Source organism: Pseudomonas sp. LBUM1662 (assembly GCF_059695915.1).
This window is the reverse complement of record NZ_CP166793.1, coordinates 5,417,628-5,430,130: the sequence shown is the minus strand read 5'-3', so window position 1 is coordinate 5,430,130 and position 12,503 is coordinate 5,417,628. Positions and strand designations below refer to the sequence as shown.

8 protein-coding genes are annotated in these 12,503 nt (G+C 59.2%); 3 read left to right on the top strand and 5 right to left on the bottom strand.

The window, feature by feature from the left end:
* Window positions 1–197: 197 nt before the first annotated feature.
* Window positions 198–1,523 carry an APC family permease gene (locus tag ACA049_RS24655; protein ID WP_077749822.1) on the top strand — a complete coding sequence of 442 codons (1,326 nt, stop codon included), beginning with the start codon at window positions 198–200 and terminating at the stop codon, window positions 1,521–1,523.
* Window positions 1,524–1,682: 159 nt separating this feature from the next.
* Here ACA049_RS24655 and ACA049_RS24650 read toward each other — a convergent pair whose 3' ends face one another.
* Genes ACA049_RS24650 through ACA049_RS24630 form a run of 5 tightly spaced genes read right to left on the bottom strand, consistent with a single transcriptional unit; the run spans window position 1,683 to window position 10,072 of the window.
* A complete protein-coding gene (locus ACA049_RS24650; RefSeq protein ID WP_497330550.1) occupies window positions 1,683–3,089 on the bottom strand; it encodes an ATP-binding protein in 1,407 nt (468 codons plus the stop codon).
* Complete coding sequence (locus ACA049_RS24645) at window positions 3,086–4,897, bottom strand: DAHL domain-containing sensor histidine kinase (protein ID WP_497330548.1); 1,812 nt, start codon at window positions 4,895–4,897, stop codon at window positions 3,086–3,088. Before ACA049_RS24645 ends, ACA049_RS24650 begins: the two co-directional genes overlap by 4 nt.
* Window positions 4,894–5,853, bottom strand: coding sequence for a cytochrome-c peroxidase (locus ACA049_RS24640; RefSeq protein WP_497330546.1), 960 nt, complete (start codon window positions 5,851–5,853; stop codon window positions 4,894–4,896). The genes ACA049_RS24645 and ACA049_RS24640 overlap by 4 nt, the downstream gene beginning before the upstream one ends.
* A 44-nt stretch (window positions 5,854–5,897) precedes the next feature.
* Complete coding sequence (locus ACA049_RS24635; protein WP_497330544.1) at window positions 5,898–7,772, bottom strand: putative bifunctional diguanylate cyclase/phosphodiesterase; 1,875 nt, start codon at window positions 7,770–7,772, stop codon at window positions 5,898–5,900.
* The gene (locus tag ACA049_RS24630) at window positions 7,769–10,072 is read right to left on the bottom strand and encodes an EAL domain-containing protein (protein ID WP_497330542.1); all 2,304 of its coding nucleotides are present in this window, start codon (window positions 10,070–10,072) and stop codon (window positions 7,769–7,771) included. Before ACA049_RS24630 ends, ACA049_RS24635 begins: the two co-directional genes overlap by 4 nt.
* Window positions 10,073–10,329: 257 nt before the next feature.
* On the opposite strand from ACA049_RS24630, the gene nosR reads away from it, so the two are divergent.
* Entirely contained in the window at window positions 10,330–11,688 is a 1,359-nt protein-coding gene (nosR, locus tag ACA049_RS24625; protein ID WP_497330540.1) for a response regulator c-di-GMP phosphodiesterase, NosR family, read from the top strand.
* Window positions 11,689–11,852: 164 nt separating this feature from the next.
* Complete coding sequence (locus ACA049_RS24620) at window positions 11,853–12,287, top strand: NUDIX hydrolase (protein WP_497330538.1); 435 nt, start codon at window positions 11,853–11,855, stop codon at window positions 12,285–12,287.
* The last annotated feature ends 216 nt before the right edge of the window (window positions 12,288–12,503 follow it).

The following is a 12,503-nucleotide window of genomic DNA, read 5'->3' as shown; positions in this document are numbered from 1 at the left end:
CGAGCAAGCCCGCTCCCACAGTTTGATCGCGTCTCCTGAAACAACTCGGTCGAATGTGGGAGCGGGCTTGCTCGCGAAGAGGCCCTCCCAGTCAACACACCTGTTTGCTAGTTCATCCAAGAACAACAACGAAACACCCGAAATTTAGCGCCGAACTCGGCTCTGCCATAAATCTAATAAATTCGGAGTAGTCGCTCATGGCTCGTTTGCAACGCACCCTGTCATTGGGTTCGGTGGTGCTGTTCGGCATCGCCTACATGACGCCGATCATTGTGCTCGGCACCTTTGGCATCCTCGCTCAATCCACCGCCGGCATGGTCCCGGCCGCGTATCTCGCGGCGCTGGTGGCGATGTTTTTCACCGCCATGAGCTACGGCCGAATGGCCTCGGCGTTCCCCGTCGCCGGTTCCGCCTACAGCTATGTGCGCAAGGCTATCAGCCCGAAACTCGGCTTCATCGCCGGCTGGGCGGTGCTGCTCGATTACCTGTTCTTGCCGATGGCGATCTGGCTGATCGGCGCCGCCTACCTCAACTCCGCATTCCCGGCCGTGCCGCAGTGGATCTGGGTGCTGGCGTTCATCGGTATCACCAGCGCGATCAACATCGTCGGCCTGAAACTGGCCAACGGCATCAACGCCTTGCTGATGCTCGTGCAGTTTCTGGTACTGATCGCCTTTGTCGCGCTGTGCATCCACTACGTCGGTGGCGATGCGAGCACGCCGTTGTGGTCGATCAAGCCGTTCTTCAACGGCGACATGCAAATGCCGCTGATCATGAGCGGCGCGGCCATCGCCTGCTACTCATTCCTCGGTTTCGACGCGGTCAGCACCCTGACCGAAGAAACCCGCGACCCGCGCCGCACCATCCCGCGGGCGATAATGCTGATTACCCTGATCGGCGGGCTGATCTTCGTCAGCGTCTCGTACTTCGTGCAGATCGCGCATCCCTCGTTCCAGTTCGACAGCGTCGATTCGGCGGCCTATGAAATTGCCCGCAACATCGGTGGCGACCTGTTCGTAACGATCTTCCTGATCGGCCTGATCGTCGGCCAGTTCGCCTCGGGCCTGTCGGCTCAGGCCAGCGGTTCGCGCCTGTTGTTCGCCATGGGCCGCGACGGTGTGCTGCCCAAATCGTTTTTCGGCAGCCTGCACGAACGCTTCGGCACCCCGGTCAACAGCATCCTGTTGTGCGCCGTGGTGGCGTTGCTGGCATTGAAACTCGACGTCACCACCTCGACCTCGTTCATCAACTTCGGCGCGTTCCTGGCGTTCAGCCTGGTGAACCTGTCGGTGATCTTTCATTACTGGATCGGCGGCGAAAAGAAGGGGCTGCGAGAGTTCGTGCTGTTCCTGTTGTTCCCGTTCATTGGCCTGGCGGCCGATTTGTGGCTGATGGTCAGCCTCGATCACCTGGCGATTTACCTGGGCCTGAGCTGGCTGGCGATTGGCGTGGTGTACCTGGCGGTGCTGACCGGTGGTTTCCGCCGCCAGCCACCGGAGATGGATTTCCAGGAGGCCACATAACCCACACCAATCCCTGAACCCTGCTCCCTGTAGGAGCTGTCGAGTGAAACGAGGCTGCGATCTTTTGACTTTGATTTTTTACAAAACAAGATCAAAAGATCGCAGCCTCGTTTCACTCGACAGCTCCTACAGAGAGCGTGTTCGGAGGGGCAAGGGGGTTCAGGCGGTTGAGTGGGTTTGGTGCACAGGCAACTCGACCCGGAACGTGCTGCCCACGCCTATCTCGCTGCGCACCGAAATATCCCCTCGGTGTTTCTTCACGATGCCATAGGACAGGGACAACCCAAGCCCTGTGCCCTGGCCCACCGGTTTGGTGGTGAAGAACGGGTCGAAGATTTTCTGCAGGCTGTCCGGCGCAATGCCGGACCCGGTGTCAGCCACTTCAATCCAAACCCGTTCCCCCTCAACCCCGGTGCGCAGGGTGATGGTGCCTCGTTGCGGGCCCATCGCCTGGGACGCGTTGACGATCAGGTTCATGATCACCTGATTGATTTGCGACGGCAGGCATTCGATGTCGGGCAACGGCTGATACGCCTTCACCACATCGGCCTTGTACTTGAGTTCGTTGGCGACGATGTTCAGGGTCGATTCGATGCCCTGCTGCACATTGGTCCACTGCCATTCCAGGTTGGAGTCCACCCGGGAGAAGTCCTTCAAATCCTTGACGATCTGCCCGACCCGGTTGATGCCCTCCTTGGACTCCTTGATCAGCAACGGAATGTCCTCGCGCAGAAACTCCAGCTCGATCCGTTCACGCAGCTGCCCGAGTCGCTCGATCACCTCACTCGACGCAATCGCCTCTTCGCTCTCGCGATAGGCGTCGAGCATTTCCTGCAATTGCTTGAAATAGCCGTCGAGGCTGCCGAGGTTGGAAGAAATGAAGCCGATGGGGTTGTTGATTTCATGGGCGACACCGGCCGCCAATTGCCCCAGCGAGGCAAGTTTTTCCGATTGCACCAGTTGCGATTCAAGCTGTTTGCGCTCGTCGATTTCGCGCTGCAACGCCTCGCTGGCCTGTTTGAATTCGGTGGTGCGCTGGTCCACCAAATGCTCCAGGTGGCTCATCTGGACAAACGCGCGCTCGGTCATCTCCCATTTGGTCAGCAGGGTGTTGGCCATCTGCTGGACTTCGATGTTGTCGAACGGTTTTTTCAGGATCAGCAAGCGATCGTGGGCGTGTAGCCGGTCCAGCAGTTCATCCCAGGAATAGTCGGAATACGCGGTACACACCACCACTTGCAGGCGCGGGTCTTCCTGCCACAAATGTTCGATGGTCTGCGCGCCGTCCCAGCCCTCAGGCATGCGCATGTCCACGAACGCGAGGGCGTAGGGGCGGTTTTCCTGCAAGGCGTGGGTGAGTTTGCCCAGACCTTCCTGGCCGCTATAGGCCGAATCCAGTTCGAACAGGGTGCTGGCGGGTTTGATTTCACTGCCAAACAGCGTGGCTTCCATCTCGTCCAGTTCGACGTGCTGCAGCGAGTCCGGGGTGAGGATCTTGCGAAAATCGTCATGAATGGACGGCGTGTCGTCGATCAACAGAATGCGCCGGTTCGAAAGCTCTCTCATGCTTCCTCCGTGACAGTTTTCAGCGGGATCTGCAGGGTGAACTGCGCACCCTTGCCAGGCCCGTCGCTGTGGGCGCTGAGATGACCGTTCATCTCGATCGCCGCCAGTGCGCAGCTGTGCAGACCAAAGCCGTGACCTTCCTTGCGAGTGGTAAAGCCGTGGGCAAAGATGCGCGTCATGTTCTCCGGCGCGATGCCTTCGCCATCATCCTTGACGCTGATTTGCAGGGTGGAGTCTTCGACGATTTTCACCCCCAGGGTCATTTGTCGCGGACGATTGCTAAGGTCGGACATGGCGTATTTGGCGTTGCTGATGAGGTTGATCAGGATCAGCAGCAACCGATGCTTGTCGCCCATGACCTGCGGCACCTCGTTGTACTCCTTGACCACCGTGACGTGATGCCGGGTCAGGGCGCCGGAGTTCATGCGCAGGGCGTCTTCCAGCAGTTCACTGATGTGCAGCGGTTCCATCAGATTATTGGCGCCGGCGTAAGACTGCTGGGTGGCGACGATGTCCTTGATGTGGTCGACGCTTTTGGTCAGTTGGGCCAGTTCGTCGGTCATGCTCTGTTGTTCAATCGTAATGGCGTCGACCAGTTGATTCAGGTAGCCGGGCAGCAACTTGCCTTTCTCGTCCCGGGTCAGAAAAGCGCCCAGGTCGCCCTGGTGTTCGTTGATCAGCTGCATCGCCTTGCCCAGTCCCTGGGCCTTGCTGGTGCGCAGTTTGCGGCTGACCAGGTCGGCGGAGATGTTCACGCTGTTGAGCACGTTGCCGACGTTGTGCAACACATTGGTGGCGATTTCGGCCATGCCGGCCTGGCGCGCGGTGTCCATCAATTCGCTCTGGGTATCCTTGAGCTCACGGGTACGTTCTTCGACCCGTTTTTCGAGGTCGTCATTGGCGGTTTTCAGGGCTTTGTTGACGCGACTGATCTCCGTGAAACTGCGCATCAGGTGAATCGCCAGGTACACCAGCAACAACACCAACAGCACGGAAAACACCAGCATGTAGAAGTGATAACGCTGGTCGACCGCATCGGTACGCTGCTGATCGTTGTTCAGCAGATCGGTGATGCCGTCCAGCCGTTCCGCCACGGGAATGGCCTCGATGTTTTCCAGCAAGCGGTTGACCACCGGTTGTTCACGCAGGATCAGCTCAATGTGGTTATTGAGCACATCCAGCGGACTGTGGAATTCCTCCGGCAGACGCAGTTTGTTCACTTTCAGCTTGCTCAACCCCACCAGGATTTCGGCGGCCTTGTCGTCAGAGATGACCATGGCGAACTCCATGGTGCTGAGTACCAGATCGTAGGTGTCGTTGGCGATGTTTTGCAGTTGCAGTTTGTCGCCGTCCTGCAACTGGGCGAGGGGCTCCTGGATGTCGTCTTCGGCGGTCGGCAGAAACGCCAGTGAGTTGCGCAACACGGCATTGTGGGACTTGAACTGTTCCACCAGCCGGATCTTTTCCTCGAAGGCGCTCAGGTAAGCATCATGGCTGGTCAGCCACACAGGCGAGACGTTGCGGCTGTGATTCGACTCCATCGTGTCGAACCGTTCCCACAGCTGCGTCATCTCGGTCAGCGGCGTGACCAGCGGATCGTAGTTGTGGTTGATGGCAATCCGGGCCTTGAGGATTTCCGTTTCCCATTGCGCATTCAACTGTTTCATCCGGGAAATCAGGTCCCGGGACTCGGTGTAGTTCGACGTCTGGTCTGAACTGGACTTGATGTACAGAAACAGCAGTATCGAGGCCAGTATCAGGGCCACGATACCGAGAAGTACCAGGCTGCGTCGGCGGGACATTTTCATAACGGCTTGCCCTCCCATTCACCGGTCAGGGTCTTGAGGAATTTGATGATCAGCGCCTTGTCATCGGCGGAGGGGATGCGCCCCAGCTGGAACGTGAACATTACGTCCACGGCGTCTTCGAGGGTTTTCGCCGAACCGTCGTGAAAATACGGTGCGGTCACCGCGACGTTACGCAGGCTCGGCACCTTGAACACGTTGCGGTCCTCTTCGTCCTTGGTCACCAGATAGCGGCCCAGGTCGGTTTCGGTCGGGTTGCCTCGGGTCTTGAAGTAATCGCCCATCACCCCGAATTTCTGGAACATGTTGCCGCCGATGTTGATCCCCTGATGACAGGTGATGCAGCCATAGTCCTTGAAGCGTTGGTAACCGTACTTCTCTTCGCGGGTAAGAATAGCGGTGTCACCCAGCAGGTATTGGTCGAAACGCGAGTTGGCGCTGATCAGCGTGCGCTCGTAGGTGGCCAGGGCGTTTTGCACATTGATCATGGTCACGCCGTCCGGATAGGCGTTGTCGAACGCGGTTTGATAAGCCGCGTCGGCAGACAGCGTTTGCACCACATGTTCCCAGTTGCTGCCCATTTCACTGGGGCTTTGCACCACGGTGTGGATCTGGGTTTCCAGCGTGTCGGCGCGGCCGTTCCAGAACTGCCGGAAGTTCAGGCTGGCGTTGAACACGCTCGGAGTATTGACCACCACGGGCTCGCCGTTGAAACCGATGGAAAACGCCTTGTTGTCGGCGCCACCGATTTCCAGGCGATGGCAGCTGGCACAGGACAGACTGCCGTTGACCGACAAACGTGGCTCATTGAACAATTGGCGACCGAGTTCAACCCGCAGAGGGTCCTGCTTTGGCACGGCCGGCAGCGGTTTGAGCGGTTCGTCCAATGGCGCGCCGCTGGCTGTCAGGCACAGCCCGAGCAAAGGCATCAAGAGCAAGCGGTAGAGAAATGGCGACATCTTGTAATTCCTTGGCTGATAGCCCGTGTGTCGCTGCATATCGATCATGTGGCTGCAGGGGGAGGGGATCTCACAGAAGTCAGGTATTGCACAAAAGCCTCCGGCGCCACGGGTTTGCTGAAGTAGTAACCCTGGCCTTCCTCGCACTGATGGGCCTTGAGGAAATTCAACTGTTCGAGGGTCTCCACCCCTTCGGCGATGATGGTCAGCTTGAGGCTCTTGCCCAGGCTGATGATGGCGCTGACCAGGGCCGCGTCGTTGATGTCACGGCTCAGGCCGCGAATGAACGACTGGTCGATTTTCAGCACATCGATGGGAAAACGTCGCAGGTAACTCAGGCTGGAATAGCCGGTGCCGAAGTCGTCGATGGCCAGCCGAACCCCCATTGCCTTGATGCGGTTCAGGGCGGTGACGGTGGCATCGACGTTCTGCATCAGCACGCCTTCGGTGATTTCCAGCTCCAGCAATGACGGGTCCAGACCGGTTTGTTTAAGGACCTGTTCAATGCCTTCCACGAAACCGCGCTGGCGGAAATCGATGGCCGACACATTCACCGACATACACAGCCTCGGCAGCCCCGCCGCTTGCCAGGCGCAGGCTTGTCGACAAGCCTGGGCCAGCACCCATTTGCTCAACGGCACGATCAAGCCACTGTCTTCGGCCACACCAATGAAGTCCGACGGGTAAACCCAGCCATGCCCCGGTTTCAGCCAGCGAATCAAGGCCTCTGCACCCACCACTTCACCGGTGCCCAGGTCGAGTTTGGGTTGGTAATGCAGGACAAATTCGTCGCGCTCCAGGGCCAGGCGAATACCCGACTCGATAGTCTGCTGGTCCCGGGCGCGCTGGTTCATTTCTTCAATGAAAAAGCGGAAGTCGTTGGGGCCGCTTTCCTTGACGTTGCGCATCGCGGTCTCGGCTTTCTTGATCAGGGCGATGGCATCGAAGCCGTCATCGGGATAGATGCTGATACCCAGGCTGGCGGTCACGCTCAGGTCATGGCCGGCGATGTGCTGGGTCGCGCCGATGGCGTTCAAGAGTTTTTCGGCAATGCCCTTGGTCTGCTGGGGATGGCGGATATCGGCGAGGATCACCACAAACTCATCGGAGCCGTAGCGAAACACCGAGTCGGACTCGCGCACCGTGGACACCAGGCTTTGCCCGACCCGTTTGAGCATCTCGTCACCGGCCGGATGGCCCAGGGCATTGTTGATGCGCTTGAAGCGGTCAAGGCCCAGAAACATCACCGCCAGCTGCTTGTCATGGCGGCGAGACAACGCCAGGGACTGGTTCAGCCGATCACCGAGCAGCGTGCTGTTGGGCAGTTCGGTCAAGACGTCGTATTGCAACAGGTGAGACACCTTGAGCAGCTCGTGGACCCGCGCCTCGATAGTCTGCTCCAGGCTTTGCACTTTCGACTCCGCGTCCTGGGTCATCTGCCATTTCCAGGTCAGGGCGCTGGCCATCTGGCGGATTTCCAGACTGTCGAAAGGTTTTTTCAACACCAGCAACTGGTCGCCGAACTCCAGCCGTTCAGCCATGTCCTCCCAGCTGTAATCCGAATAGGCGGTGCACAGGGCGATTTGCAGGTGCGGATCGATCTTCCACAGCTGCTCGATGGTTTCCAGCCCGTCCCAACCCGGCGGCATGCGCATGTCGGTGAACGCCACGGCGTACGGACGCCCTTCGGCCTGGGCCTGCTTGACCATTTCCAGCGCATCCTGGCCCTGGTAGGCGGAGTCGAGCTCAAAGGTGAGCCGAGCCGGCTGTTGCGTGCCGAACAGCGCCTCTTCAGTACCGGCGAGGGTCTGCTCATCTTCGGTATCGGGGCCGAGGATCTTGTGGAAGTCCTGATGGATCGAGGGCGTGTCGTCGATGATCAGGATGCGCCGGTTGGTCTGGACAGACGGAGTTTTCATTCCTTGTCCTCCGTGGCGTGCGGGTTGTCCAGGATCGGCCCGGTGGGGTGTTTTGGGGGCACAATGCTGCCGGCCTTGAGCAACTGGGCGGCCTGTTGGCTGCTGACGGCTTTGCTGAAGAAGTACCCCTGTGCGTTCATTGGCGAGCCTGTGGCCATCAGCGAACTACGCTGTTCCTGGGTTTCGACACCTTCAGCGATGATTCCGATCCCTACTTCGCGAGCGAAATTGATAATTGCGCGCAAGGTGTTGGCGCTCGCCGGGTCGCGGGCAGCCGTGTCGATGAAGGCCTGGGCGAGTTTCAGGTGATTGACCTGGTACGTCTTGAGGTAGTCGAACGAGGAATACTCAGTGCCGAAGTCGTCGATGGCGATTTTCACTCCCAGCTCCCGCAAGCGCGGCAGCACGTCGTTGTGGGTCCATTTGGTCTGGGCCAGGGTCGCTTCGGTCACATCGAAGCGCAGGTCCCAGGCGCACAGTTCCCAGCGCGCGGTGGTGCGCAGCACGTCATAAATCAGCTCGGGACCGCTTTTCAGCTGGGCCAGGGACAGCTTGATGGCAATGACCGGCGGCGCCATGCCGTCATCACGCCACTGGCGCATTTGCTGGCAGGCGTGGTCCAGCACCCAGTGACCGAGGGCGATGATGGCGCCGGTTTTTTCCGCGGCCGGCAGGAACGCCGGCGACTCCAGCAAACCGCGCTCAGGGTGGTTCCAGCTGACTTGAGCTTCCATGCCGAGGATCTTGCCGCTGCTCAGGTCAACTTCCGGCCAGTAATTGAGTTCGAGTTCTCCATGTTCGATGGCGGCTTTCAAGTCGCTGGCGATGGTCATGCGCTCGACCACCTCCTGATTGATCTCCTCGGAGTGGAAGTGATACTGGTTGCGGCCCTTTTCCTTGGAGCGATAGAGCGCCATGTCGGCCTGGCTCAACAGTCCGTCGGCGCTGGTGATGAGCGGCGAATAGCTGCTGATGCCGATGCTGACCGAGACGCGCACGTCATTGCCGCCCAGGGAGTAGGGCAGCACCAGGGCATCGCGGACCTTGCCGGCCAATGACGCAGACTGGGTCGGGTCGTTGACGTCCAGTTGCAGGATGGCGAACTCGTCGCCGCCGAGGCGGGCGACCACATCGTTTTCGCGCACGCAGGCTTTGATGCGCCGGGCCACTTCCTGCAGCAGCAGGTCGCCGACCGGATGGCCGAGGGTATCGTTGATTCGTTTGAAGTGATCGAGGTCCAGGTAGAACATCGCAAACGGTGTCGCACCCCGACGTGCAGCGGCAAATGCCTGGTGCAGGCGCTCGATCAAGGTGGCACGGTTGGCCAGCCCCGTCAGCCCGTCGGTGCGGGCCAGCAGGGCGATTTTCTCCTCGGCGACCTTGCGCTCCGTAACGTCGATGATGATGCCTTCGACTTCCAGCAGACGTCCTTCGTCGTCACGCACCGGGATGTAGCGGTTTTCCACCCAGCGCCAGGCACCGTCGCCGGTGCGCATCCGGAACTCGATGGAAGCGCCCGCCGCATGGCGATCCAGCACCCGGGCCATGGCTGTGTCGACTTTCGATTGGTCGTCGGGATGGATCAACTCCTGGGCCCAGTTGGCCGAGGCGACCAGATTCGCCGCAACGTGGCCGTACTTGGTGATGTTGTGGGAGATGTACATCAGCGGAAACGACGGTTCGCCCCGCAGGCGATACAAAATGGTCGGGCTGTTCTGCACGATGATGTTGGCGTCGGACAGCTCCCGGGTGCGTTCTTCGACGGCCTGCTCCAGCAGCGACATCTTCAGTGCCGCATCTTCGGTCATCTGCCATTTGGCGGTCAGTGCGCTGGCCAGCTGACGGATTTCGATGGCATCGAAGGGTTTTTTCAGAATCAGCAGGCGATCGCCCAGCTCCAGGCGTTCATCGATGTCTTCCCAGGAATAGTCGGAATAGGCGGTGCACAGCGCCACTTGCAGCTTGGGATCGACCTGCCACAACCGTTCGATGGTTTGCAGGCCATCCCAGCCCGGCGGCATGCGCATGTCGATGAAGGCCAGCGCGTAGGGCAGGTCGTTGGCCAACGCTCGCTCGACCTTGTCCAGTGCTTCAAGGCCCTGAAACGCCGAATCAAGTATGAAACTTTGCAGTGTGGCCGTCGCTTGCGTCCCGAACAGGGCTTTTTCGGCGCTGATCAGGTCGTCGTCTTCGGTCGAGGGCGGGCTGAGGATCTTGATGAAATCCGCATGAATGGAAGCGGTGTCGTCGACGATAAGTATCCGACGGTTGGTACGCGCCAGCAGCGTATTCATAGGCATACGCCCGGAGCGGTGGCAGTGTGGAACGGTGTGCTCATAGGGGCATCCTTTCCCTGATCACATGGCAACGGTAAAGAAAGTGGATCCGAGTGAACTGAGCATAGTCGCCCGTGCGGCACTTCGCCCGGTCAACCGAGACGAATCATTTCCAGGGGCCTGGCTGGAAATCATCTAGCCTGTAGCTCAGGCAAGGCCAGAAACGGAGCTTTCTGGCTGATGACTGACGCAACAATGCCCGTTTCGCTTGAGGTAATGCCATGGAAGAGCAACTCCCCACGACTGACACCTGGAAACCCACGATTCTGCTGGTCGACGATGAGGAATCGATTCTCAATAGTCTGCGCCGGCTCTTGCGCGGCCAGCCCTACGATGTGTTGCTGGCCACCGGCGGGGCCGAGGCCCTGGACATCATGGCGAAACAACCCGTCGACCTGGTGATGAGCGATGCGCGCATGCCCAACATGGACGGCGCCACGTTGCTGGCGCACATTCATCAGCGCCACCCCGACACGCTGCGCATTCTGCTGACTGGTTATGCCGACCTGACGATGATCGTCAAAGCGATCAACGAGGGGCAGATTGACCGATACATCAGCAAGCCCTGGCACGACGAGGAATTGCTGCTGACCTTGCGCCAATCCCTCGCCTACCAGCATTCCGAGCGCGAACGCTTGCGTCTGGTGCAGGAGACGTGGGACCGCAACGAAGAGTTGAAGCTGCTCAACGCGACCCTGGAAAAACACGTCGCGTCCCGCACCGCCGAGCTGCAGCAGACCGCCGACATGCTCGACCTGGCCTACGAAGAGCTCAAGCACAGCTATGTCACCGGCACCGAGGTGTTTTCGCTGCTGGCCAACCTGCGTTTACCGCCGGCCAAGCAGACGAACCGGCAGATCATCGAACTGGTGCGGGTGTACTGCAAACTCCATGGCCTGGACGAGGGCAGCACCCGTGACCTGACCATGGCCGCGGCGCTCTACAACATCGGCAAGCTGAGCTGGACCGACAGCATGATGACCACGCCTGCCGACCTGCTGCATCACAACGATCAGGACCGCTATCGCGGGTATCCGAAGCAGAGCGAATCGCTGCTGATGACCCTCGATCCGATGAAAGACGCCGCGCGCCTGATCCTTCACCATCAGGAGCGCTGGGACGGCAGCGGTTTCCCCGACCGGCTGAAAGGCGAGGCGATTCCGCTCGGTTCGCGGTGGCTGAAACTGGCGGTGGACTTCATCGAGTTGCAACGCGGGCTGATCCTTGAACGGCAGATGAACAGCGATGAAGCCCTGGTTTATATCCGCCAGTACGCCGGTCGTCTCTACGATCCTGATCTGGTCGAGGACTTCATCAAGGTTTGCGCCGCGTACCTGAGCGATGTGTCGCTGGCCGATCCGACGGTCAAGGTAATGAGCACCCGGGACCTGGCGCCCGGCATGATTCTGGCGCACAACCTCAATGCCGATAACGGCATGCTGCTGCTCAATGCGGGCAAGGTTTTGAGCGGGCCCCTGGTGGAGAAACTTATCGCTTTCGAGGCGATGGAAGGGGCGAAGTATGCCGTTTTTGTGAAAGTGCCGGAGGAAGAGGGGGGGCTCGAGCTGGCGGCTAGCTAGGGGCTTAAGGATCAAAAGATCGCAGCCTCGTTTCACTCGACAGCTCCTACAGGAAATCGCGATCCCGTGTAGGCGCTGTCGAGTGAAACGAGGCTGCGATCTTTTGATCTTATCCCACGCCCATGTGATCCTCTGCGCCCGTCACCCAATTCCAGCGCAGACCCATGACCCTTTCCACCACCACTTCCCCCCGCGTCATCCGCATCGCCGCCGCCCTGCTGATCGGCCCCGACGGTCGCACGCTGCTGGTCCGCAAGCGCGGCACCGAAGCCTTCATGCAGCCCGGCGGCAAAATCGAAGCCCATGAGCAACCGGTTCACGCCCTGGCCCGTGAACTGCAAGAAGAACTCGGGCTGATCATCGACCCCGCGCACGCCACCTATCTGGGGCCCTTCTCGGCACCGGCCGCCAACGAACCGGGTTTTGTCGTACAGGCCGAACTCTTTCAGCTGACCATTGATTCAGATGTATCGCCTGCCGCAGAGATCGAAGAAGTGCGCTGGATCGATCCGGCCACCGACGGCAACCTCACGCTGGCGCCATTGACACGGGACCTGATCCTGCCGTTTTATCGCTGTTCTATCAAAACCTCAGTTTAACTGCTTATGCCTACTCTCCACTTATTAAGGCCGGTGCGCATTGTTATAAGTAAATTTACTTAGTGGACTGTATTCATATTTCAAATTGATTGGTTTTTTGCCTTTCTACTGTCAGATCTGACAGTAGAAAGAGTTCCTCTGTTCAAATCTAATAGCCATGTCTTCATGATGTTGTATCCGGAAAATCATTGAAGTGGGTCGCGGCTGACTAATTGA